Source organism: Mycobacterium sp. IDUB_39 (assembly GCF_055419205.1).
On record NZ_JBVAXF010000001.1, the window covers coordinates 1,236,898 to 1,261,393 of the forward strand.

At 66.2% G+C, this 24,496-nt stretch carries 19 protein-coding genes; 9 read left to right on the forward strand and 10 right to left on the reverse strand.

Annotation, left to right across the window (positions count from 1 at the left end; translation table 11 throughout):
* Positions 1–87: 87 nt before the first annotated feature.
* Positions 88–1,215: a hypothetical protein gene (locus ACZY0X_RS05740; RefSeq protein WP_463768620.1), complete on the reverse strand. Its 1,128-nt coding sequence runs from the start codon at positions 1,213–1,215 to the stop codon at positions 88–90.
* Positions 1,212–2,051 (reverse strand): alpha/beta hydrolase, encoded by an 840-nt coding sequence (locus tag ACZY0X_RS05745; RefSeq protein ID WP_463768621.1) that lies wholly within the window; start codon positions 2,049–2,051, stop codon positions 1,212–1,214. The genes ACZY0X_RS05740 and ACZY0X_RS05745 overlap by 4 nt, the downstream gene beginning before the upstream one ends.
* Positions 2,052–2,107: 56 nt before the next feature.
* Here ACZY0X_RS05745 and ACZY0X_RS05750 point away from each other — a divergent pair, with 56 nt between their 5' ends.
* From ACZY0X_RS05750 to ACZY0X_RS05760, 3 genes are read left to right on the forward strand one after another with little or no spacing between them, the layout of a single operon-like run.
* Positions 2,108–3,109 carry a sigma-70 family RNA polymerase sigma factor gene (locus tag ACZY0X_RS05750; RefSeq protein ID WP_463768622.1) on the forward strand — a complete coding sequence of 334 codons (1,002 nt, stop codon included), beginning with the start codon at positions 2,108–2,110 and terminating at the stop codon, positions 3,107–3,109.
* 5 nt (positions 3,110–3,114) lie between these two features.
* Complete coding sequence (locus ACZY0X_RS05755) at positions 3,115–3,849, forward strand: class I SAM-dependent methyltransferase (RefSeq protein ID WP_463768623.1); 735 nt, start codon at positions 3,115–3,117, stop codon at positions 3,847–3,849.
* A gap of 47 nt (positions 3,850–3,896) precedes the next feature.
* Positions 3,897–5,021 (forward strand): NDMA-dependent alcohol dehydrogenase, encoded by a 1,125-nt coding sequence (locus tag ACZY0X_RS05760; protein ID WP_463768624.1) that lies wholly within the window; start codon positions 3,897–3,899, stop codon positions 5,019–5,021.
* Between the two features lie 99 nt (positions 5,022–5,120).
* Here ACZY0X_RS05760 and ACZY0X_RS05765 read toward each other — a convergent pair whose 3' ends face one another.
* The gene (locus tag ACZY0X_RS05765) at positions 5,121–5,897 is read right to left on the reverse strand and encodes an SDR family NAD(P)-dependent oxidoreductase (RefSeq protein WP_241401773.1); all 777 of its coding nucleotides are present in this window, start codon (positions 5,895–5,897) and stop codon (positions 5,121–5,123) included.
* Between the two features lie 31 nt (positions 5,898–5,928).
* Entirely contained in the window at positions 5,929–6,384 is a 456-nt protein-coding gene (locus ACZY0X_RS05770) for a MarR family winged helix-turn-helix transcriptional regulator (protein WP_463768625.1), read from the reverse strand.
* A gap of 71 nt (positions 6,385–6,455) precedes the next feature.
* Between ACZY0X_RS05770 and ACZY0X_RS05775 the strand changes: the two genes are divergently transcribed.
* Both ACZY0X_RS05775 and ACZY0X_RS05780 read left to right on the forward strand, forming a co-directional pair.
* On the forward strand, positions 6,456–7,220 hold the full coding sequence (locus ACZY0X_RS05775) for a pirin family protein (RefSeq protein WP_463768626.1): 765 nt from the start codon (positions 6,456–6,458) through the stop codon (positions 7,218–7,220).
* A complete protein-coding gene (locus ACZY0X_RS05780) occupies positions 7,198–8,517 on the forward strand; it encodes a PQQ-dependent sugar dehydrogenase (protein ID WP_463768627.1) in 1,320 nt (439 codons plus the stop codon). Before ACZY0X_RS05775 ends, ACZY0X_RS05780 begins: the two co-directional genes overlap by 23 nt.
* Before the next feature lie 10 nt (positions 8,518–8,527).
* Here the strand turns inward: ACZY0X_RS05780 and ACZY0X_RS05785 are convergent, their stop codons facing one another.
* The gene (locus ACZY0X_RS05785; RefSeq protein ID WP_463768628.1) at positions 8,528–9,697 is read right to left on the reverse strand and encodes a transporter substrate-binding domain-containing protein; all 1,170 of its coding nucleotides are present in this window, start codon (positions 9,695–9,697) and stop codon (positions 8,528–8,530) included.
* A gap of 297 nt (positions 9,698–9,994) precedes the next feature.
* Here ACZY0X_RS05785 and ACZY0X_RS05790 point away from each other — a divergent pair, with 297 nt between their 5' ends.
* Complete coding sequence (locus tag ACZY0X_RS05790) at positions 9,995–11,023, forward strand: phosphodiester glycosidase family protein (protein WP_463768792.1); 1,029 nt, start codon at positions 9,995–9,997, stop codon at positions 11,021–11,023.
* Between the two features lie 2 nt (positions 11,024–11,025).
* Here ACZY0X_RS05790 and ACZY0X_RS05795 read toward each other — a convergent pair whose 3' ends face one another.
* Together ACZY0X_RS05795 and ACZY0X_RS05800 are read right to left on the reverse strand one after the other, a co-directional pair.
* Positions 11,026–13,563 carry an AAA family ATPase gene (locus tag ACZY0X_RS05795; protein ID WP_463768629.1) on the reverse strand — a complete coding sequence of 846 codons (2,538 nt, stop codon included), beginning with the start codon at positions 13,561–13,563 and terminating at the stop codon, positions 11,026–11,028.
* Between the two features lie 250 nt (positions 13,564–13,813).
* Positions 13,814–14,824, reverse strand: coding sequence for a PHP domain-containing protein (locus ACZY0X_RS05800; RefSeq protein ID WP_463768793.1), 1,011 nt, complete (start codon positions 14,822–14,824; stop codon positions 13,814–13,816).
* 63 nt (positions 14,825–14,887) lie between these two features.
* Here ACZY0X_RS05800 and ACZY0X_RS05805 point away from each other — a divergent pair, with 63 nt between their 5' ends.
* Positions 14,888–15,733 carry an LLM class F420-dependent oxidoreductase gene (locus ACZY0X_RS05805; RefSeq protein ID WP_463768630.1) on the forward strand — a complete coding sequence of 282 codons (846 nt, stop codon included), beginning with the start codon at positions 14,888–14,890 and terminating at the stop codon, positions 15,731–15,733.
* A 69-nt stretch (positions 15,734–15,802) separates the two neighbouring features.
* Here ACZY0X_RS05805 and ACZY0X_RS05810 read toward each other — a convergent pair whose 3' ends face one another.
* The 3 genes from ACZY0X_RS05810 to gltB form a co-directional block, all read right to left on the reverse strand.
* Positions 15,803–15,943: a hypothetical protein gene (locus ACZY0X_RS05810; RefSeq protein WP_463768798.1), complete on the reverse strand. Its 141-nt coding sequence runs from the start codon at positions 15,941–15,943 to the stop codon at positions 15,803–15,805.
* Positions 15,944–16,176: 233 nt separating this feature from the next.
* Complete coding sequence (locus tag ACZY0X_RS05815) at positions 16,177–17,643, reverse strand: glutamate synthase subunit beta (protein WP_463768631.1); 1,467 nt, start codon at positions 17,641–17,643, stop codon at positions 16,177–16,179.
* Positions 17,636–22,228 carry a glutamate synthase large subunit gene (gene gltB, locus ACZY0X_RS05820; protein ID WP_463768632.1) on the reverse strand — a complete coding sequence of 1,531 codons (4,593 nt, stop codon included), beginning with the start codon at positions 22,226–22,228 and terminating at the stop codon, positions 17,636–17,638. The genes ACZY0X_RS05815 and gltB overlap by 8 nt, the downstream gene beginning before the upstream one ends.
* 526 nt (positions 22,229–22,754) lie before the next feature.
* Between gltB and ACZY0X_RS05825 the strand changes: the two genes are divergently transcribed.
* Positions 22,755–23,564 carry a PaaI family thioesterase gene (locus ACZY0X_RS05825; protein WP_463768633.1) on the forward strand — a complete coding sequence of 270 codons (810 nt, stop codon included), beginning with the start codon at positions 22,755–22,757 and terminating at the stop codon, positions 23,562–23,564.
* A 147-nt stretch (positions 23,565–23,711) separates the two neighbouring features.
* Positions 23,712–24,485 carry an aquaporin Z gene (gene aqpZ, locus ACZY0X_RS05830; protein WP_463768634.1) on the forward strand — a complete coding sequence of 258 codons (774 nt, stop codon included), beginning with the start codon at positions 23,712–23,714 and terminating at the stop codon, positions 24,483–24,485.
* The last annotated feature ends 11 nt before the right edge of the window (positions 24,486–24,496 follow it).

The following is a 24,496-nucleotide window of genomic DNA, read 5'->3' on the forward strand; positions in this document are numbered from 1 at the left end:
GAGTCTGACCTTCCCCGGGCCATCGCACGCCCCGTGGCTGCACACCGTGTCATCCATCCCCACAACAGTATTCATCCACAGGCGCCACTACTTGCCGACGAAGCCGTCCAACGCGGCCAGTAGCTGGGGCGACAGCGGGTCCTTGCTGGCGTAGTTCCCGACGTTGTCGGTCGGGTCGTCGCGCAGGACGTGATTGACGCCCTTGAGTTCCACGACGGTCAGGGCCGTGTGCCCCAGAGCCGCGAACAGCGGCCGCTCCGCCTCGCAGTTGGCCTGGGCGTCGGAGTCCGAGCACGTGGCGAGGACCGGCATCGCCGCGGGGAGCCTGGCGGCCAGCGCCAACGGGTCGATGGCGTCGGCCTCCACGACCGCCTTCACGTTGCCCGGATTGAGGACCGCGCTCAGGCCCTCAGGCAGTTTCGCCGGCGCGGTGCCCTCGGTGCGCGCCTGCGCGACGGCGGCGTTCCACGCCGTCAGCACCTCACCGGCCTGCTCAGCGGTCTTCGCCCCCGATGACACCGCGGCGTCGACGTCGGCGTGGACGCGCCCCGTGATGATGTCGAGATAGCGGGCGGACAACGGCGCAAAGAGCCCCAGCGAGTGGATCTTCGGCGCACCCGCGGCCGTGTCGAGGGCGACGGCCATGGCGTGCACGGTGCCCTCCCCCAGCGCGTAGACCGAGATGCGGGCCGGATCGGTACCCGGGCGCTGCGCAAGGAACCCGGCCGCCGCCTGGGCGCCCGTGGTGTAGACGGCGCTACCGACGTCGGCGGGCCGCTTCGCGTACGGGCCCAGGCCCGTCTCACCCGTGCCGACCTTGTCATAGCGCAGGCTCGCGATCCCCTTGCCGGACAGGTACTCCGCGAGTTGGCGCATATTGCCGACCGGGCCTGCCACCGCGTTGTCGCCGTTGCGGTCGGTGTTACCGCTCTCCGAGATGAGCAGGGCCGCGGGTCCGGGCGCGGCGTCTTGGCGATGCCGATACGTGCCGTGAATGGTCAGGCCGTCGGCCTCGAACGACACGGACTCCTCGATCCAGCCGTCCGGAGTGACCGCCTTCGTCGACGCTGCCGCGGCCGACGTGCCCGGGGTATCCGCAGTGGACGAGGCTGCCGGGGTGCCATTGTCGGAGGAACACCCCGCGACGACGAGCGTCAGTGCCACAACCCCGATGAGCCACCGCGCCGGGGCGCGAGTCAGACCCCGCGCAGTCACAGATGAACCTCGATCCACGACACCACGTCGTCGAGCACCAGCTCGCGCTCCGGCTCATTGAACACTTCGTGGAACAGCTCCGGGTAGACCTTCAGGTTCACGTCCGAGGATCCGACGCACTCCACCAGACGTCTACTCCCCGCCACGGGGATCAAACTGTCCCGACCGCCGTGGACCACCAGAAGCGGCGCGGTGAGCGCGGCGGCCCTGGTCGGCATCGACTCGCCCACGCCGATCAGCGCCTTGGCGATACCCGCGGGCAGCTTGCCGTGGTGCACCAACGGGTCGGCGATGTACGCGGCGACGACGGCGGGGTCGCGGGACACCGCCTCGGCAGGCAGATCCTGCACGGGAAGGCCGGGCAGCACGCTGCCGACCACCTTGGCGACGCCGATCATGAGGGACGAGACACCGTCCTGGGCATAGACAGCAGGCCCGGACAGCACCATCGCCGCATAGTCGTCGGGGTGCTCGACGCCGTAGGCGAACACGACACCACCACCCATGCTGTGCCCGAGGACGACCCGCTTGAGTTCAGGACGGTCGACGGCGGCGATCCCGACCAGCGCGCCGAAGTCAGCGGTGCACTCCGAGATGTCCTTGAGGTAGACGCGCTTGCCACCCGAGCGACCGTGTCCCCGCTGGTCCAGCGCGTACGTGATGAGACCGGCCTCGCCGAAGCGCTGCGCGACGTGGTCGTAGCGGCGAGCGTGTTCGGCGTAGCCGTGGCACAGCACCACCACGCCGCGCGGTGCTCCGTCCGGGGTCCAGACGTCGTAGACGATGCGGACACCGCCGACACCGTCAAAGCTGCGTTCGTCGCGGGTTGTGAGCACCAGGCGAGACTATCGGTCGCCTTCACTTGTCGGAGGGTCTGAGTAGGGTCGTGGGGGTGAGCCTCCTGGCGGATATCCCGGAGTCGTTCGACTCAAAAGACACCTTCCTGGCCGATGCCCAGCGCTACCGGCGTGAACTGCTGGCGCACTGCTACCGCATGACCGGGTCCCTGCACGATGCCGAGGATCTGGTGCAGGAGACCTACCTGCGGGCCTGGAAGTCCTACGAGGGGTTCCAGGGTCGGTCCTCTGTGCGGACCTGGCTATATCGGATCGCCACCAACACGTGCCTCACCTCGATCGACAGCCGCAAGCGCCGGCCGCTGCCCACCGGCTTGGGGGCACCGGCCTCGGACCCAAGCGGCGATATCGCCGAGCACCACGAGATCACCTGGCTTGAGCCGCTGCCCGACGCGCCTCAGGAGGATCCGTCGGATCCCTCAGTGATCTTCGAGGCACGGGAGTCGGTGCGGTTGGCGTTCGTCGCGGCGCTGCAACACCTGTCGCCGCGGCAGCGCGCAGTATTGATCCTGCGGGAGGTGCTGCAGTGGAAGGCCGCCGAGGTCGGTGAGGCGATCGGCGCCTCGACGGCGGCGGTCAACAGCCTGCTGCAGCGCGCTCGCGCGCAGCTCGACGCCGTGGCGCCGACGCAGGACGGCGAGGTCGCGGCCCCGGACTCCCCCGAGGCTCAGGATCAGCTCGCCAAGTACATCGAGGCGTTCGAGACCTACGACATGGACAAGCTCGTCGAGTTGTTCACCGCCGAGGCGATCTTCGAGATGCCCCCGTTCGACGGCTGGTATCAGGGTCCGGAGAACATCGTCACGCTCTCCAAGACGCACTGCCCCGCCCAGGGCGCGGGCGATATGCGCTTCCTGCGCACCGTCGCCAACGGCCAGCCCGCGGCCGCGCTCTACATGCTCAACCCTGAGACCGGCGCGCACGAGCAGTTCCAGTTGCACGTGTTGGAGGTCCGCCCTGGCGGTATCTCGCACGTGGTGGCATTCCACGCCGCAGAGGGCCTGTTCGCGACGTTCGGCCTGCCTGCCGCGCTGTAGTCACCGTGACCGACGGTGTGGGGACGAACCCGCAGTACAACGATTTCGCCGACGAGTTCCTCGAGCACAGCCGCGACGGCCTGTACAACGCGCACTACGACCGGCCGGCGTGTCTGGACCTCCTCGGTGACGTCGCGGGCCGCACCGTCCTCGACGCGGCCTGCGGACCCGGTCTCTACGCGTCCGAACTCGTCGCCCGCGGCGCGACGGTGCTCGGCTTCGACCAGAGTCCGCGCATGGTCGAACTGTGTCGGCAACGGGTCCCATCGGGGTCCTTTCGGGTGCATGACCTCGCCGATCCGATCGCCTGGTTGCCCGATGAGTCGGTTGATCTGGTGCTTCTCGCCCTTGCGCTGGAGTACCTCGACGACCGGACGAGCGCACTGCGCGAGCTGCGGCGGACGCTCCGTCCCGACGGTGCGCTGGTGCTGTCGCGCATGCATCCCACCGGGGACTGGCTGCGTCATGGCGGCAACTACTTCGACGCCCGGGTTGTCGACGAGGTCTGGAGTCGCGGCTGGCAGGTCCGCTACTGGTTGTCACCGCTGGAGCAGACCTGCGAGGAACTGCGCGCGGCGGGTTTCCTCATCGAACGGCTCGTCGAACCGCGCCCGACCCCGGCGGCCGCCGAGATCGACCCCTCTGCCTATCAGCGTCTGACCAGCGAGCCGTCCGGGTTTCTCGCGATCAGGGCGATACCCGATCCACGACTGGTTCTGACCGATCATCACCGCAGGTAAGTGGCCTAGTTCACGCGAGTTCTGAAACGTGTTCTATGATCGCCGCCATGAAGACCAAGGGCGCTCTGCTGTGGGAACTGAACACGCCGTTCCGGGTCGATGAGATCGAGTTGGGCGACCCCGTCGCCGACGAGGTCCAGATCCGCATGCACGCGGCGGGCATGTGTCACTCCGACTATCACCTGACGACGGGTGCCACTCCGATCGCGCTGCCCGCACTCGGCGGCCACGAGGGTGCCGGCGTGATCACCAAGGTCGGCAAGAACGTCACGGGCATCGAGGAGGGCGATCACGTCATCCTCGCGTTCATCCCCGCGTGCGGTGAGTGTCCGCCCTGCATGAAGGGGTTCCGCTCACTGTGTGACCGCGGCGCACTCCTTCTCGGCGGCAAGGCCATCGCCGACGGAACGTCGCGGATCCACTCGGGCACCCACGAGGTGTCGCCGATGAACCTGTTGGGGACGTTCGCGCCGTACATGACGGTGCACAAGGACTCCGTGGTCAAGATCGACAAGGACATCCCGTTCGAGACCGCCGCCATCATGGGCTGCGCGGTGCCGACCGGATTCGGGTCTGCCACCAACGTCGCGCAGGTCGCCCCGGGTGAGACCGTCGTGATCGTGGGCGTCGGCGGTATCGGCATGAGCGCTCTGCAGGGCGCGGTGATCTCCGGCGCCAAGACCGTCATCGCGATCGATCCCGTCGAGTGGAAGCGCGACCAGGCGATCAAGTTCGGCGCGACCCACGTCTACCCGTCGATGGCCGAAGCCATCGGGCCCATGATCGACGTGACGCACGGCCTGATGGCCGACAAGGTGATCATCGCCGTCGGTGAGATGCGCGGTGAGTACGTCGAAGAGGCGATGATCCTGACCGCCAAGACCGGCACGTGCGTGGTGACCGGCATGGGCTCGATGATGGACGCCGACGTCAAGCTCAACCTGTTCCTCTTCACGATGTTGCAGAAGACGTTGAAGGGCAACATCTTCGGCGGCGGCAGCTCACACATCGAGACGCCGAAACTCGTCGGCCTCTACAAGTCGGGCGTACTGAACATCGACGACATGGTCACCAAGACCTACACGTTGGACAACATCAATGACGGTTACCAGGACATGCTCGACGGTAAGAACATCCGCGGTGTCGTCACGTTCGACGAATCCGACTGGTAATCCCCTCTGCCGAGCAGTCCGCAAGCGGCTCCAGCAAAACTGCCCCTTTTCGCGTGAAAAGGGGCAGTTTTGTGTCTGCTGGCGGGGGGCTCTCGGGAGTTACTTGGGTGGCATCCGGATGCCACCGTCCACTCGAACGACCTCAGCGTTCATGTAGGAGTTGGTGATCAGTTCGATGACCATCGACGCGAGTTCGTCCGGCTTGCCGAGGCGATGCGGGAAGAGCACCGATTCGCCCAGCTTGGCCTTGAACGCCTCCGACGCCTCGCCCTCGCCGTAGATCGGCGTGTCGATGAGACCGGGGGCGACGGTGTTGACCCGGATGCCGACGGCTGAAAGATCGCGCGCCACCGGCAGTGTCAACCCGACCACGCCACCCTTGGACGATGAGTAGGCGGCCTGGCCAATCTGGCCGTCGAAGGCCGCGACGCTCGTCATGTTGACGATCGCGCCGCGCTCGCCGGTGTCGGTGACATCGTTGCGGCTCATCGCGGTCGCCGCCAGCCGAATGCAGTCGAAGGTGCCGACCAGGTTGATGGCGAGCACCTTCTTGTAGGCGTCCAGGTTGTGCGCCGAGGCGAACTCCCCGTCCTTGCCGATTGTGCGCTGGGCCCAGCCAATACCCGCCGAGTTCACCAGGGCCCGCAGTGGACCGAGGTCGGCGGCAGTGTTGACCGCATCCTCGATCTGCTCGGTGTTGGTGACGTCGACGCTGACGAACACGCCGCCGATCTCGTGCGCGAGCTTCTGCCCGCTCTCCGCGTTCAGGTCCGCGACGACGACCCGAGCACCCTTGGCCGCCAACTGGCGTGCAGTTGCCGCGCCGATACCCGACGCGCCACCAGTGACGATTGCGCTAGCACCATTGATATCCACGTCGACAGACTAAGCCCATTCCACCGGTCGCTCAGTCAGCGGTGTGGCCCAGCCTCTCCAGCACCGCGGAGGTCCATTGCGTCAGCGCACGGGCCTGCTCTGTGCTCATGCCCTCGAACACCACCGAGCGCACGAGTTCGGCATGCCCCGGAGCCGCTGCTCGAAGCGCCGAGCGCCCATCGTCGGTGAGGTCGACGGTGGCCGCCCGACGATCATCCGATGCGCCCTGACGCGCGATCAATCCACGCGTGCGCATTCTCGACAGTTGATGTGACAGCCTGCTCTGCTCCCAGCCCAGCCGGTCTCGGAGTTCGGAGATTCGACACTCATGCCGTTCGTCGAGCGCGACCAGCACGTCGTACTCGGCCAGTGACAGCCCACAGTCTCGCGAGAGCTGGCGGCTCATCTCCGCCTGCAACCCGGCGGTCATCGCCAGGTAGGCGCGCCACACCCGTTGTTCGTCGTCTGACAACCACACGGAATACATGACACATCATCTATGTTGTCGTGTCCAGTGCTCGCCGCTTAGGCTGGCCAGGACCTCCAAGGAGTGATCAGATGACCGGCACCGAGACCGTCGAGATTCGACGCGCGGCGGATCGCGCCGCCACCACGATCTCCTGGTTGGACTCCAAGCACTCGTTCTCGTTCGGCGGCAACTACGACCCCGCCAATACCCATCACGGCCTGCTCCTGGTGAACAACGACGACGTCGTCAAACCAGGCCAGGGCTTTGACACCCATCCGCACCGCGATATGGAGATCGTCACGTGGGTGCTGCGCGGATCACTCGTGCACCAGGATTCGACCGGGCACTCGGGTGTCATCTATCCCGGTCTGGCGCAACGGATGTCGGCAGGCCGCGGAATCCTGCACTCGGAGAGAAACGACTCATGGACGCTGACCGGCGACTCGGAACACGCGGAGCCCGTGCACTTCGTCCAGATGTGGGTGATGCCCGATGAGGCCGGTGTCACCCCGGGCTACCAACAGCTCGAGATAGACGACGAACTGCTGCGCGGCGGGCTGGTCACCATCGCCTCGGGGATGCCCGAGCATGCCGGCGACGCGGCCGTCACGATCCGCAACAGGCACGCGGCGCTGCGGGGCGCCCGGATGCAGCCCGGTGACGTCGTCGAGCTGCCGCACGCGCCCTATGTGCACCTGTTCGTCGCCCGCGGCGAGGTCAGCCTCGAGGGGGCTGGCGCACTGGCCGAGGGTGATGCGGTGCGGTTCACCGCGTCCGGCGGTCAGAGGATCACCGCCATCGAGCCGTCGGAGATCCTGGTCTGGGAGATGCATGCAGGGCTCTCGGCGGCGTAGCTCCTGGCGCGCGGTCCTTGCGACCGGACTCGCCGCCGCGGTTGTGGCGGGGTGCTCGTCGGCGCCCCCGCCCGGCACCGACTCGACCGGCACCGCCTCGACCCGCCCGCCGATTGAGACCGGGCTCGAGGAGGTCACCGTGACCGTGCCCGACGATCTCACAGCGGCCCCGTTCAACGAGCCACGAAAGGCTTTGGTACCCAAGGGCTGGACGATGTCGGTGTGGCAGCGGATACCAAAGCCCAGGCTGATGGCCTGGACGCCGGATGGCGATCTCCTGGTGTCGCTGCCAAGCACCGGGCAGGTCATTCGCATGCAGCCCACGGGCGCCGGTCCGCTGTACTCCGCACTGCTCGACGGTCTCGACCAGCCGCACGGGCTCGCGTTCGCCGGGTCGACGCTCTATGTCGCGCAGAGCGATCAGGTGGACGCCTATGAGTACGCCGACGGAAGGGCGAGTCTTCCGCGCGTCGTCGCCTCGGGCCTACCCGACGCCAAGAGCCCCGACCTGCAAGGCGCCTACTCGCATGCACTCAAGAGCGTGGCGGTGGGACCCGATGGGGCCGTGTACTTCTCGATCGGCTCCACGGGAAACATCTCGGCATCAGACCGCACCGCCACCCCGCCACGCGCCACCATCATGCGGGTACCACCGGGCGGTGGCCCAGCCGAGCCGTTCGCGACGGGCGTCCGCAACGGGACCGGGCTCGCCATCGCCCCGGACGGTGCGGTGTGGACCGCGATCAACAACCGCGATAACGTCGCGGTCCCCGACGCGGGACCGGACTACGGCCGCGTCGTGCCCGGCTATGTCGATGACCATCCGCCCGAATCGCTGGCCAGGCTGACGCCGGGACGCGAGCTGGGTTGGCCCTACTGCAATCCCGACGGCGGACCCGCCGACCTGCCCCTGATCCGCGACGTCCAGACCAACGCCGACGGTAACGAACTCGACTGCGCTGCACTGCCACCCATTGAGCAGAGCCTCGGCGCCCACTCCGCGCCACTGGGATTGAGCTTCGTCGACGGTGCCCTGCCCGCGCCGTACGCGCGTGGGGCACTCGTCGGCGTGCACGGTTCCTGGAACCGGCAGGCGCCGCAGGCTCCGGAGGTGTCGTTCTTCCCATGGCAGGACGGAGGCCTGGGGAACCAGCAGACGCTGGTCGGTGGATTCCAGACCGGCGACGGGGAACGCTGGGGCCGCCCAGTTGCCGCGGTAGTGGGGCCCGACGGTGCGGTCTACGTCTCCGACGACTACGCCGACGCCATCTACCGCGTGGCGCCGCCGGGGCGCTGAGACGGCGCGGTCAGTTGGTGGTCGTTGAGGTGGCGACGTCGTCACCGAACCATTTCTCTTTGATCAGGTTGTAGGTCCCGTCTTCTCGCATACGGAACAACGCCTGGTTGATCGGCTTTCGCAGTGGACTGTTGATTTTGAACACGAAGCCTTGGTTCTCGTCTTGGAACACCGGCCCAGCCATGACGGCGACACCTTCGCCTCGGTGGGCAACGTAGTAGCGCAGGACGGGGGCATCGAAGACCACCGCGTCGTAGCCCTCTTCGCGCAGGAGGTGGTAAGACTCCTCGATGGTCTTGGTCTCAGTCGCGTCAATACCCATGCTGCGAAGAAACGCGGCAGCTGTGGTGTCACCAACGGTAGCGACGGATTTTTCGTAAAGGTCGGCCGGGCCGCTGATCTTGGCATCCAATTTGGCGACCGTCAGGGTGGCGCTCAGATTGGCGGAGTAGAACGAGACGAAGACGATGCCCGCGAAGCCCCACAGGATCGCCAGTGCCTGGGTAATCGTCTTCGTCGCCGAGGTGCTGTTCTTGCCAACGAGCGATCCGATGCCCCAACCGAAGGACTGCAAGATTCCTGGGAAGTAGGACCGCGACACGACGGGTTCTGCGCTGCGACGTTCGATCAGCCAAAAGATGTGCGCGGGCACCACACTGACCACCACGGCCGCGCTGAGCCAGATCAGCATTGTCCGCGACAGCAGCAGATCAAGGTAGCCGCCGAGCCCAGGCACCGAGGGGCGGGTGTCGTGCACTGGGACGATGATCTGCAGCCCGGCATCGAGAGTGGGCTGAGAGAAGTCGAATAGCTGTTCGCGATCAGCCGTCAGCGAGATCGCCCCGATTGCGACGTCGGATCGTCCCTCGGTGATCGTTTCCAACTGTCCGCGTACGTTGTCGGTTTCGATGTAGTCGGTTGTCCATCCCAGTCGCTGGGCGACTTCGTTCCACAGGTCGATGCTGAAACCCGTCAGCTCACCGCTGCTCGTTCGGACGACAAACGGCTCCAGGGTATGGACGGCGACGGTGACGGATTGGGAATCGGAATCGGCTGCGGGTTCAGCCGCCGCCTGCGGAATGGCCGCCGGTACCGCGCCGAGCAAGGACAACGCGAACACAAACGCCGTCAGCACGAAATACCGCAATCTGCTATCGGCAACGAGACCGCCAATTCCCACGGGCAACACCCTACGGGCGGCCTATCCGGACGCGCCCGGGACCTGGAGACCGCGGCGCGGGGTTAACTCCTCGCCGCCAGGTCGGCACGGGCCAGTTCCGCTGGGTCGCAACTACGGCAAACACATTGCCGTCAACGCAATTCTCCCGTTGTGCATCCGTGATGCAGTTGTGACGAAAGTTGACAGTGTGTCACCTGTGATTATTGTTGTCTTGTATTCGGGGATCACCAGAAGGGGGCGCCGGTGCCGAACCCAACCGCAAACATCCGGCGCATCGTCGCCTTCGCATCATCACTGATGATGTGCGCCACCCTGGCTACCACAGCGGGCGTGCCGACAGCCCGCGCAGCCGATGCCCGGGAGCTGCTCGCCGGGGCCATCGCGGGAACGCGCGGCTCCTATCTGGTCTACAACTTCGGCGGCGGAAATCCGGCACCCATGCTCAACGCGGGTGGCAACTGGTACGAGATGACCAGCGGCGGGCACCTGATGATCATCAAGGCGGCGTCGCAACGGCTCACGCCACGCCTGCTGGTGGATTCGCACCGCGGTTACCAGGCCCGCTGCGAACGCGATCCGCGCGCCCGCACGAGCGAGGGCCTGTGGCAGGCATCGGAGACCTTCTCACCTCTGCAGGCATGGCAGGCACTCGGTCGACCGACCATCGCGATCAACGCCAACTTCTTCGACGTGCGCGGTCAGAAGGGCGGCTCGTGGAAGTCGACGGGCTGCAGCTCACCGCTGGGCGCCTACGTCGACAACACCCGGGGGCAGGGCCGCGCGAATGCCGCCGTCACGGGCACCATCGCGTACGCAGGCAAGCAGGGTCTGTCGGGCGGAAACGAGACCTGGACGGCGCTGAGCACCATGATCCTGCCGGTCGGCGGTGCGCCGTTCGTCATCGCCCCGAAGTCGACCGACGACTACGACGCGGCAACCCCGGTGATCACCGACCTCGTCGACAAGGGCAACCGCTTCGTCGCCGTTGCCGGCCTGCACCTGCTGGCGCCGGGCGACACCGCGCAGATGAACGACGGCGGACCAAGCGCCGCGCGCACCGCGCTGGCGTACTCCCGCGACAAGGACGAGATGTACGTCTTCCAGGGCGGCAGTTACACACCGGATCAGATCCAGGATCTGTTCCGCGGCCTCGGCAGCGACAGCGCGATACTGCTCGACGGCGGCGGATCCTCGTCCATAGTGTTGCGCCGTGACACCGGGGGCATGTGGGCGGGTGCCGGTGTGCCCAAGGGATCCTGCGACACCTACGAGGTGCTGTGCGACTCTCGCGAGCGGGCGCTTCCGAGTTGGCTGGCCTTCAACTGAGGTCAGGCGGCGTCGGACGCGCTGCCCTCGGACGACGCGTCGGCGCCGGTCGCGGCAGCGGCCTCGGTGACACCCTTGCCATCGTTGCCGTTCTTGGACTCCGACACGGGGCCGGGCTTGCCCTTGGGCGAGAACGCATTCGCGATATCGCGTACGACGTTGAGCGACGGCTTGGGCTTCTTCACCGGCTTGGTGGCGGTCTCGTCGGCCGCCGCCGCAGGCTTGGCCTCATCGTCGGACTTCGCGTGCTTCGGCGCCTTGGCCTCAGCATCGGACTCAGGCGACTCGCCTGGCTCACCCTCACCTTCGGGCTTCGCGTGCTTCCCCGGCGAAAGCTGTTCCGGGGCAGGCTCTTGGGCGCCGGGATCTGTTTCGTCGGCGGGCTTCTCGTCGGCGGGCTGCTCCGTGGGCACCTCCGCTGGCTTCTCGGCACCGTTGGCCTCTGCGGCCTGGCTCTGATCAGCCTGACCCTCGGCCTCGACGGCCAACTTCTCGGTTGATTCGTCTGCGATGGAGCCGGTTTCGTCCTCCACGGCGCCGGCAGGAACGGAGATCCTGGAGAACGTCGCGTTCAGGTCGGGAACATCTCCGATCTCGGACTCGGAGCTGATCGCGGCTGGGGCGATGGAATTGCCCAGTCCCCCAAACAGTCCGCCGAGCAGGCCACCGACACCGCCGATGACTCCTCCCAGCAGATCACCGAGCGGATTGCCCGGCGCCGATGGCGTTCCGCCGGGCACCTGCGGAGTTCCGGCAGCGCTCGTGCCGCCAAGGAGGTCCCCGCCAAGCAGGCCGTCCAGCAGGTTCTTCAGTACGTTCGGGCCGCTCGGCGTCGGGTTCCCGCTGAAGAACTCCTTCTGAATGCCGCCGACGAGGGCCCCGAACGTGTCAACGAGCGCCCGCCCGTAGTCGATGTTGGCGAAGGAGAAGAACGGCGTCTCAACCCCGGCATTGGTGAAGTCCCGGGTGTAGGTGCCGTCGGGATTCCGCACCACGTTGGAGTAACCGATGTTGGTGAGAATTGTCAGAGCGGGCATGAGCGCGTTCGCAATTCGCATCGGAATCTGCGCCAGCAGGCCCAGGCCGACCAGATTCAGGAAGTCGGCGGCAAGGAAGAGCGGCTCCACCAGGGGGAGAGCCTTCGACTGCAGCGTGAGATAGATGTTGAGCGCCAGTGGGTCATCCAGGTCGAGCGCCTCGTCCACAGCATCTCCGACGAGATCGATCAGCTGATCGTCCAGACCTTCGAGGGTCAGCCCACGCAACATGTAGGTGGGCATCATCGCAGCGGCCAGATTGTTGGCCAGCGTGAAGGGATTTGGCCAGGACGCCAGGTCAGACATGGGTTGATACTCGAAGGCGATGTCGACCAGGATCGGCAACACGTTCGCGCCGCCGATGTGCAGGCCCAGTGGCCCCCCAATCCCCCCGTTGCCTGTCACCTCCGTCGTCGGATTGACGGTGTTTATTCCGAACAGCGCCGCGAGCGGGCCGAAACGCGCGAACGCACCACCGTCGGGCCGACCCGGGTTGTTGATCAGAATCATCGGAAGCAGGGTCAGACTGCCCAGCAGCGGTTTCACGCCGTCGTAGTTCAGTCCGCCGGGCTGGTTCGCCAGATCCGCGATGACCCGCTCATAGGCCATCGCCGCGGCGAATGCGCCGAGCCCAATGCCCACGGTCGGAACGACGCGGAGGTCGAGCACGTCCGGGATGGCCGAGGTGAGGCCGTCGATCGCGTCCCTGAGCCCGTTCCTCAACAGGCCGAGCGGATCGAGGATGTCCACCAGCGGGTTGTCCTCGAGTTTGTCGAGCAGATTGGTCAGCAGGCCATTGGCCCCGATCTCGAGATACGGGGAGTTGTTGATCGCGTTGGCCACCGAGTTCGGCAGCGCGGACGTCCACCCGAGGTCCAGGCCCAGCATCTTCAGGATCGAGAACGTCGGCCCGGCCGTAACGATGTTGACCCCGGACAGGTCAAGCAGATTCGACAGATTCAGCGGATTGGACAGGTCGAGACCGATCAAGGCGAGCAGCCCCGTCAGCGATCCGTCGACGAGTTCGTCCAGACCGAGCGCGTCGAGTACGTCGGCGAGCAGCTCGCCGATCCCGGGGACCTGGTCGAGCACCACGCCCAGGAGCGGAAGGTCGAGCGCCAGCGCGGAGATGATCCCCGGCAGCAGGTTCGCGGGGATGTCCGCCAGCAGCGTGTTGATCAGGCTCCGTGGATCGATGCCCGCCGCCTGCGCCAGCGTCGCGAGGTTGATGCCGTTGACCACCGCCCGGATCAGTTGATCACCGATCGCCTGGCTGCCGTTGTAGATCGTGGAACCAAGGCCGCCGGTGATATCGGGCACCTGCCCGGAGTTTGGCAGCAACCTGATGGCAGCCGACAGGTCGATGGCCTCCTGGCTGACCGACCTGGACGGCTGCGGCGCCGGAGCCGCACCCACCGTCAACGCCGATACCGTCGCTGTCGCGGTGGCGACCACGGCGATCTTCTTAACCTGACGGCTCCCCTTGCGATGCTTGGCTGCCACCTGACCAGTCCCTTCGCCGCATTCTCATCCGTTTCACAGGACGCTAACACTTACGCCGACGGCAATAGTGCGGATTGCTGAGGGAATACTTGTAGATGCAAGTGACGGATTTCGACCCACTCCGAACCCGCCCACCGGAACGTTCCACCGAGGCTCGGCAGGCAAACAGAGGAGTCGGTGCAGGCCGGTCAGACCCGCAATCATCAGACCGCCTCGACGTCGCGGATCTGTCAGACCACCTGGTGGACCGCTAGGGCCTGCCCGCAGTCCACGCCAGCAGCTTGTCCGCGGACCAGGTGTTGACGATGCGGTCGATCGGCACGTCGTTGTCGAGCGCGCGTTGCGCGCCGTAGCCCAGGAAGTCGAGTTGGCCGGGTGCGTGCGCGTCGGTGTCGATGGAGAAGTCGCAGCCGATCTCCAAAGCCATTGACAGCAGTCGGGTGGGCGGGTCGCGACGCTCGGGTCGCGAGTTGATCTCGACGGCGGTGCCGTGGTCGCGGCACGCGGTGAACACCTTCTCGGCGTCGAACGCCGACTCGGGCCGGATGCCGCGGTTGCCCTCCACCAGTCGTCCGGTGCAGTGGCCAAGCACGTCGGCGTATCCCTCGGAGACCGCCCGCACCATGCGGCGCGTCATCGCCGGGGCGTCCATCTTGAGCTTGGAGTGCACGCTGGCGACGACGACGTCGAGGCGATCCAGGAGTTCGGGCTCCTGGTCCAGGCTGCCGTCGTCGAGGATGTCGACCTCGATGCCGGTGAGGATGCGCATGGGCGCGAAGCGCTCACGAAGTTCGTCGATGACGTCGAGCTGCCGGCGCAGCCGTTCCGGGGACAGTCCGTTGGCGACCGTCAGGCGGGGCGAGTGGTCGGTCAGCGCGCAGTACTCGTGGCCGAGAGACATGGCGGTGGCCATCATCTCGGCGATCGGTGCCGATCCATCCGACCAGTTGGAGTGCAGGTGCAGGTCACCCTTCAGCGCGGCCCGGACCTCGCCGCCACCGAGATCTTTTGCCGCTGAGCGCAATTCAATGAGCGTCTCGGGTTCGCGGCCTGCCCACGCCTGCGCGATGACCTTGGCGGTCTTGGGTCCGACTCCGGGCAGGATCTGCCAGCTGTTGGCCTTGCCGTGCTTCTCGCGCTGGGTGTCGTCGAGGCCCTCGACGACGTCGGCTGCGTTGCGGTAGGCCATCACCCGCCGCGAGTCCTCGCGCGCACGGTCCTTGTAGAACGCGATCTCGCGCAGTGCGGCTACGGGATCCATGTCCTCCAGTGTGCCCTGCGCGATCACGAGCACCATGCAGGTTCCGGGTCTAGGCTCGCTCACGTGCGATTCGCCTTCAAGACCTCCCCGCAGAACACCACCTGGGCCGAGATGCTGCCGGTCTGGCAGACCGCCGACGATATCGACGTCTTCGAGTCGGGCTGGACGTTCGACCACTTCTATCCGATCTTCTCCGACCCCGCCGGCCCGTGTCTGGAGGGTTGGATCACGCTGACCGCGCTGGCTCAGGCCACGACGCGATTGCGCGTCGGCGTGCTGGTCACCGGCATCCACTACCGCCACCCCGCCGTGCTGGCCAATATGGCGTCCGCGCTCGACATCGTGTCGGGTGGACGCCTCGAGTTGGGCATCGGCGCCGGCTGGAACGAGGAGGAGTCCGGCGCGTACGGCATCGAACTGGGCAGCATCAAGGAGCGGTTCGACCGCTTCGAGGAGGCCTGCGAGGTGCTCACCGGGCTGCTCAGCCAGGAGACCACCACGTTCGAGGGCAAGTACTACCAGCTCAAGGACGCCCGCAACGAGCCGAAGGGACCGCAGCAGCCCCACCCGCCGATCTGCATCGGCGGGAGCGGCGAGAAGCGCACGCTGCCCATCACGGCCAAGTACGCCGACCACTGGAACTTCGTCGGTGGTCCGCCCGACGAGTTCGCCCGCAAGCGTGATGTGCTCGCCGCCCGGTGCGCGGACATTGGCCGCGACCCGAAGGAGATCACGCTGTCGGCGCACGTGCGCCTGGACACGGACCTCGACTACGCGAAGGTGGTCGCCGAGGCCGCTGCTCTCGGTGAGGAGGGTCTGGATCTGGCGATCATCTACCTACCGCCACCCTTGGATCCGGCGGTCCTGGAACCGCTTGCGCAGGAGATCCGGGACTCAGGGCTGCTCTGACCCTCTCGCTGCGAACGCGTTTCGCCAAGCAAACAACCACTCGCCGGTGGCGGTGGGTGTCTGCTCGGTTCAGTATCCGTAGCGCAGCATCTCGGCCGCGGTGACGAGGCGTTCCTGCTTGGCCGGGAACTCGCGGCACTTCATCGGGTGTAGGAGGTATGACCAGGCGATTCGCTTCATCCGCGAACGCGCCAGCGGGTTATTTGGCACGGTGTTCACTCCTGCGTCGTACGGCTGCACCGTGGGGTCACACTCACGCACGACCCCCGCAGACCATTAGACACCTGTGACGTAGCTAACACCACGTGACTCGCCGAGCTTTGGTCAGATGTTTTTGGTGTGACTGAAGTGATTATTGGGACTTCGCGCAAGCGCTCATCGCTGGCTCATCTGCTCTTCGCGCAAGCGCTCATCGCTGGTTCATCTGCTCTTCGCGCAAGCGCTCATCGCTGAGGCGCGGCGGTCGGCTTGATGGGTACGGGCAGCGCACTGTCCCCCATCAGGTACCGATCCACACCAGCAGCAGCGGCACGACCCTCGGCAATCGCCCACACGATCAGCGACTGTCCGCGTCCCATGTCACCGGCCACGAACACACCGGGCAGCGACGTCTGGAAGTCGTCGTCACGCTTGACGTTGCCGCGGTCGGTCAGCTCCACCTTCAACTCGGTCAGCAGTCCCGCGCGCTCCGGGCCCACGAAGCCCATCGCGAGCAACACCAGGTCGGCCTCGAGTTCGAAGTCACTGCCCTCGACCTTGACGAACCTGCCGTCCTGCATGACGACCTCGTGCACCTTGAGCGCGGTGACGTGACCATCGGCGCCGACGAACTCCTCGGTGTTGACCGAGAACACCCGCTCGCCACCCTCCTCGTGCGCCGAGGACACCCGGTACATCAGCGGGTAGGTGGGCCACGGCGTCGAGTCGGCGCGCTCCTCGGGAGGCCGCGGCATGATCTCGAACTGGTGGACACTGGCCGCGCCCTGACGGTGCGACGTGCCCAGGCAGTCAGCACCCGTGTCGCCGCCACCGATGATGACGACCTTCTTGCCCTTCGCGGTGATCGGCGGCTGGCCGTCGGCATCGAGGACGTCATCGCCCTGCTGCACGCGGTTGGCCCAAGGCAGGAACTCCATCGCCTGATGGATGCCCTTGAGTTCGCGGCCAGGAATCGGCAGGTCACGCCAGTCGGTCGCGCCGCCGGACAGCACCACCGCGTCATAGTTCAGGCGCAGCTGTTTCACCGTGATGTCGACGCCCACGTTGACGCCGGGCCGGAACTGGGTGCCCTCGGCCGCCATCTGCTCCAGGCGCCGGTCGATGTGGCGCTTCTCCATCTTGAACTCGGGGATGCCGTAACGCAGCAGACCACCGATGCGGTCGGCCCGCTCGAACACCGTGACGGTGTGACCGGCCCGGGTGAGCTGCTGGGCAGCTGCCAGCCCGGCTGGTCCGGACCCGACCACGGCGACCTTCTTACCGGTCTGCACGTCGGGCAGCATCGGGACAACCCAGCCCTTGTCGAAGGCGTTGTCGATGATCTCGACCTCGACCTGCTTGATGGTCACCGCGTCCTGGTTGATGCCCAGGACACAGGAGGCCTCGCACGGGGCTGGGCACAGTCGTCCAGTGAACTCCGGGAAGTTGTTGGTCGCGTGCAGGCGCTCGATGGCATCGCGCCACCGATCCTTGTACACCAGGTCATTCCACTCGGGGATGAGGTTCCCCAGCGGACAACCGTTGTGGCAGAAGGGAATGCCGCAGTCCATGCATCGGGCAGCCTGATCCTGCAGGGCCTCGTGGGAGAAGTCCTCGTAGACCTCTTTCCAGTCGCGCAGGCGCAGCGGGACCGGCCGGCGTTGCGGGGTCTCGCGATGAGTGTGCTTGAGGAAGCCGCGCGGATCAGCCACTGGTGGCCGCCATGATCGCGGTGCCGACGTCCTGGCCGTTGCGTTCGGCCTCGGCGATCGCCTCCAGCACACGCTTGTAGTCGCGTGGCATGACCTTCACGAAGTGCTTCAGCTCACCCTCCCAGTCAGCGAGGACACGTTGGCCCACAGCCGAATCCGTTGCGTCGACGTGCGCGACGAGGATGTCGCGCAGCCAGCCGACGTCGTCATCGTCCAACGCCTCGAGTGCGACCATCTCACCGTTGAGGTTCTCACTCAGTGCGGTGTTCGGGTCGTACACGTAGGCGATACCGCCCGACATTCCGGCGGCGAAGTTGCGGCCGGTCGGGCCGAGGATCACCACCCGTCCGCCGGTCATGTACTCACAGCCGTGGTCGCCGACGCCCTCGACGACGGCGTGCGCACCGGAGTTACGGACGGCGAACCGCTCGCCGCTCTGGCCCCGGATGAACGCCTGACCGCTGGTGGCGCCGAACAGAATCACATTGCCGGCGATGATGTTGTCCTCGGCGGCGAAGCCCTCGGGCGCCTGCTCGGACGGGCGGACCACAATCCGGCCACCCGACAGACCCTTGCCGACGTAGTCGTTGGCGTCGCCGTAGACCCGCAGGGTGACACCCTTGGGAACGAACGCGCCGAAGCTGTTTCCGGCCGAGCCATCGAAGGTGATGTCGATGGTGCCGTCCGGAAGCCCCTGCCCGCCATAGGCCTTGGTGACCTCATGGCCGAGCATGGTGCCGACCGTGCGGTTGACATTGGTGATCTTGGTGGCGAATCGCACCGGCGATCCCGAGTCCAGGGCCTCACGGCTTTGGGCAATCAGCTGCTGGTCCAGCGCCTTGTCGAGACCGTGGTCCTGACGCGAGCTGCAGTACAGATCCTGGTTCATGAACGCCGATTCGGGTTCATACAGCACCGGCGACAGGTCCAGCTTGTGCGCCTTCCAGTGCTCCGCGGCCTGGGTGGTGTCCAGCGCGCCGACTTGGCCGACCATCTCGTTGATGGTGCGGAAGCCCAACTCCGCCATGAGTTCACGGACCTCATCGGCGATGAACATGAAGAAGTTCTCGACGAACTCGGGCTTGCCATTGAACCGCTCGCGCAGCACCGGGTTCTGGGTGGCGACACCCACCGGGCAGGTGTCGAGGTGGCAGACCCGCATCATGATGCAGCCAGCCACGACCAGCGGCGCGGTGGCGAAACCGAACTCCTCGGCACCCAGCAGCGCAGCGACAACCACATCGCGGCCGGTCTTGAGCTGACCGTCGACCTGGACCACGATGCGGTCGCGAAGACCGTTGAGCAGCAGGGTCTGCTGAGTCTCGGCGAGACCAAGTTCCCACGGCGCACCGGCGTGCTTCTGTGAGGTCAGCGGGGTGGCACCGGTGCCACCGTCGTGGCCCGAGATCAGCACCACGTCGGCATGCGCCTTGGAGACACCCGCGGCCACTGTTCCGACGCCGTTCTCAGACACCAGCTTCACGTGCACGCGGGCGCTCGGGTTGGCGTTCTTCAGGTCGTGGATCAGCTGGGCAAGATCCTCGATCGAGTAGATGTCGTGGTGCGGCGGCGGCGAGATCAGGCCGACACCCGGGGTCGAGTGCCGCACCTCGGCCACCCACGGGTACACCTTGTGCCCCGGAAGCTGGCCGCCCTCACCGGGTTTGGCGCCCTGCGCCATCTTGATCTGAATGTCGGTGCAGTTGGTCAGGTAGTGACTGGTGACACCGAACCGGCCAGACGCCACCTGCTTGATGGCACTGCGACGCCAGTCGCCGTTGTCGTCGGGCTCGAACCGGTCCACGCTCTCGCCGCCCTCGCCCGAGTTCGACCGGGCGCCAAGGCGGTTCATCGCAATGGCCAGTGTCTCGTGCGCCTCGGCCGAGATCGACCCGTAGCTCATGGCGCCCGTCGAGAACCGCTTGACGATATCGGCGGCCGACTCCACCTCATCCAGCGGAACCGGCTGGCGCACCCCGTCGCGGAACTTCAGCAGACCGCGAAGCGAGGCCATCTGCTCACTCTGGTCGTCGACCAGTGCGGTGTACTCCTTGAAGACCTTGTACTGCCCGGTGCGGGTGGAGTGCTGCAGCTTGAACACCGTGTCCGGGTTGAACAGGTGATACTCACCCTCGCGACGCCACTGGTACTCACCGCCCACCTCGAGCTCACGGTGGGCGCGCTCATCGGGCCGATCCAGGAAGGCCAGCGCGTGCCGGGAGGCGACGTCGCTAGCGATGTCCTCGAGGTCGATTCCGCCGACCGGGCAGTTCAGCCCGATGAAGTACTCGTCGAGCACGACCTGGGAGATGCCGATGGCCTGGAACAGCTGCGCACCCGTGTAGGAGGCCAGGGTGGAGATGCCCATCTTGGACATCACCTTGAGCACGCCCTTGCCCGCTGCCTTGACGTAGTTGGCCTTGGCCTGGTCGCTGTTGATTCCGGTGATCACGCCGCGGTCGACCATGTCCTCGATCGACTCGAAGGCCATGTACGGGTTGATCGCGGCGGCGCCGAAGCCACACAGCATGGCCATGTGGTGCACCTCGCGCGCGTCGCCGGCCTCGACCACCAGGCCGACCTTGGTGCGGGTGCGCTCACCGACGAGGTGGTGATGCACGGCCGCAACGGACAACAGCGACGGGATCGGCGCCATGGTCTCGTTGGACTCGCGGTCGGACAGCACGATGATGCGGGCACCCTCGCGGATCGCCTCCGACACCTTGGCGCGCACAGTGTTCAGTGCTTCTTTGAGGCCCTGCCCGCCCCGATTCACCGGGTACAGACAGCGGATCACCGCGGCGCGCATACCGTGCTTGTGGCCGCGGATCTCGTGGTCGGGATCGACGCAGATCAGCTTCGACAGATCGGCATTGCGCAGGATCGGCTGGGACAGGACGATCTGGCGACACGACTCGGGGCCCGGGTTGAGCAGGTCCCCCTCGGGCCCGATCACGCCCTGCAGGCTGGTCACGACCTCTTCGCGGATGGCGTCCAGCGGCGGGTTGGTCACCTGGGCGAACAGCTGCTGGAAGTAGTCGAACAGCATGCGGGGGCGCTGCGAGAGCACGGCGACCGGTGTATCGGTCCCCATCGAACCGAGGGCCTCGGCGCCGGTGCGCGCCATCGGCGCCACCAGCATGTTCAGTTCCTCGTAGGTGTAGCCGAAGATCTGCTGGCGCAACACCACCCGGTGGTGCGGCATGCGGACGTAATCGCCGGGGGGCAGCTCGTCGAGGGGGAACAGGCCCGCGTCGAGCCACTCCTGATACGGATGCTCGGCGGCGAGTTCGGACTTGATCTCCTCGTCGGAGACGATTCGGCCCTGGGCGGTGTCCACCAGGAACATCCGGCCGGGTCGGAGGCGCAACTTCTGCACGACGGTGGACGGGTCCAGATCGAGCACACCGGCTTCGGATGCCATCACGACGAGACCGTCTTCGGTCACCCAGATCCGCGACGGGCGCAGGCCGTTACGGTCGAGCACGGCGCCGATGACGGTGCCGTCGGTGAAGCACACCGCAGCCGGGCCGTCCCACGGTTCCATCAGCGAGTCGTGGAACTCGTAGAACGCGCGACGCGCGGGGTCCATCGACTCGTGACGCTCCCAGGCCTCGGGGATCATCATCAGCACCGCGTGCGGCAGGCTGCGACCGCCGAGGTGCAGCAGCTCCAGCACCTCGTCGAAACGCGCGGTGTCGGATGCGCCGGGGGTACAGATCGGAACGATCTTGTCGAGCCCCTCGGTCCCGAAGGCGTTGGTGCGGATCAGCGCCTCGCGCGCCCGCATCCAGTTCTCATTGCCTGTGACGGTGTTGATCTCGCCGTTGTGGGCGACCCGTCGGAACGGGTGAGCCAGCGGCCACGACGGGAAGGTGTTGGTGGAGAACCGCGAGTGCACGATGCCCAGCGCGCTCATCATGCGCTCGTCCTGGAGATCCAGGTAGAAGGCCTTGAGCTGAGGCGTGGTCAGCATGCCCTTGTAGACGAACGTCTGACCGGAAAGGCTTGGGAAGTACACGGTTTCGCGTCCCGGCCCGTCTTGCCCCGGCCCCTTGGTGCCCAGCTCGTGTTCGGCGCGCTTGCGCACCACGAAAGCCTTGCGCTCCAGGTCCATACCCTCGGCGCCGGCGATGAACACCTGACGGAACGTCGGCATCGCATCGCGCGCCAGTGCACCCAGTGAGGAGTCATCGGTGGGGACCTCGCGCCAGCCGAGCAGCGTCAGACCCTCGGCTTCGACGATCTTGCCGACGGCCTCACAAGCGGCGGCCGCATCCTTGGCCGACTGCGGGAGGAACGCGATACCGGTGGCGTAGCTGCCTGCCGCGGGAAGCTCGAAGTCCCCTTGTTCCGCACACACCGCCCGCAGGAACTCGTCGGGCACCTGAAGCAGGATTCCGGCCCCGTCACCCGTACTCGGCTCGGCACCCTGAGCACCGCGGTGCTCGAGGGCCACCAGCGCCGCAATGGCCTTATCCACAATGTCACGGCTACGTCGTCCGTGGATGTCCGCAACCATCGCGACACCACAGGAATCGTGCTCATATGCGGGGTTGTACAGCCCGACCGCCTTGGGCGCCATTCCCACCTGACCTTTTCTCTTCACACGCCTTCACGCAGCGTGTCTGCGTGGCAGCCGTCAACAGACGGCACTGCCGGGCTAGGCGATGGGAGGGCCAGTGTGCAGCACTGAACGACGGGCTTTATGTCCCCAATTGCCTCGAGTGATAAACGATATGACAGACACTGCCTGACATGCCAACTTAGCCAGACCTAACTAATGCGCCGGGGCATCCAGCCGCGCCGCCCGGCGTCAAGGCACGATTTCGACTCTAAAATGTTGCAGCACTGCAACTTTCGTGACAACGCCGAACAGGCCGCCCGATCGAGGTGCGATCCACGTCACGCTCGGGATCGTCCCACCAGTTTGCCCTAGATCAATATCAGCTCATCTAGCTGCTACTATCAGGTTATTTCAATTTGCTGGAAAGCTTTCCCGGATTCTTAGACCCGACCAGGGCAAACTTGGCCGCCACGGAGCCCGCCCATACCCGTCCGGATACCCCTGCTGGGTATCAAGGAGCGCCCCTGCCGCCAAGCTTTGCCAGATGCGACACCACGCGAGTAACACGCCGATCGGCAGATTCCGGATCGAGACCCTCGAGGAAGGCGTCGACCGATGCGCCGCCACGATGCCCATTGAGGGGTTGCTCAACCCAGCCACCGGGGAGCCGAGCCTGGGCCCACTGGCAGTCCTGACCGATCACATCGCCGGGTTGCTCAACCACCACCGCCGCCATGATCACGAATGGACCGTGTCCAGCGAACTCTCTCTGGAACTGGCGCCTGACGCCGCCGCGGCGGTCGCTGCCGCAGGTGACGAGACCGTGCTGGGCATCAGCCGTCCGATGAGCGGCAAGCACGCCACCGCGGTCGGCGAGTGCGAGTTGCTCCTCGCGGGCAGGCTCATCGGGAGCGGGACCGTGCGGTCGTTCTACATCGACCACCCTGGCGAGTTCGCCGAGGCAGCCGCCCGCGAGGGTGACATGGAGGAGAAGTTCGGCCTCTCCGACATGATGGCGATCGACTCCCCGCGTGGCGAAGGCGAATCGGTGATCCTGGGACAACGCGCCGATCGAGTGCTCAACAACAACATCGACGTCGTCCACGGTGGTATCGCCTCGGCAGGCCTGGAGATTGCCGCGTCGGCCGCCGTGAACGCCGGCCGCTCCGGGAACCCGCTGATCACCGCGTCACTTCGAGTGAACTTTCTGCGGCAGTTCCTGGCGGGCGGGGAGTCCCGTTACGTGGGAACGCCGTTGCGCGTCGGGCGCCGCAGCGGCGTCGCCGATGCGCAGGCAATCGGCGCCGACGGTAAGGTCGCGATCATCGCCCGCCTCACCGCATACCGCAGCTAGCGCGAAACCACGCTACGTAACGTCCCGGTAGCTTTCGGTCACGATCAGGCAGAGGTTCGGCCACAGTCACCCCTTCGCAGTGTTCAACCGTGCGACCCTCTCGCAACGGGCACCTCAACGGCGCACCGGCAAGGGAGGTTTCACATCATGACAACCCCGACCATGACTCACCGCTTGGCAGCCGAGTTCATCGGTACATTCTGGCTTGTACTCGGCGGCTGCGGCAGTGCGGTGTTCGCCGCGAAGTTCATAGCCGACGACGGCGTCTCGCTTGGCATCGGATTCCTCGGTGTCGCACTGGCGTTCGGCCTGACGGTGCTCACCGGCGTGTACGCGTTCGGCACCATCTCGGGCGGCCACTTCAATCCGGCCGTCACGCTCGGCGCCGCCCTCGCGCAAAGGGTGGAGTGGAAGGCAGTGCCCGGCTACTGGATTGCACAGGTCATCGGCGGCCTCGTCGGCGGCGCGGTGATCTACGTGATCGCCAAGGGCCAGGACGGCTGGACGGCGACCGGCAACATGGCCGCCAACGGTTTTGGCGACCATTCACCCGGTGGCTACTCGATGGTGGCGGTGCTCATCGCCGAAGTCGTCCTCACCGGTGTGTTCCTGCTTGTCATCCTCGGCTCCACCGATGACCGGGCACCAAAGGGATTCGCGGGCTTGGCAATCGGGCTGACGCTGACACTCATCCACCTCATCTCGATCCCGATCTCGAACACCTCGGTGAACCCGGCACGTTCGACTGGCGTCGCGTTCTTCAACGGCGACGGGGCCCCCGCGCAGCTCTGGCTGTTCTGGTTGGCACCTCTGGTCGGAGCGGCGATCGCCGGTATCGCCTACCCGTATCTGTTCGGCCGCGCCGAGGAACTGGCCGACCGGCCCGTCCGCGACGATGCGCTCGATCAGCAGAAGTCCTGAGCTAGAAGGGA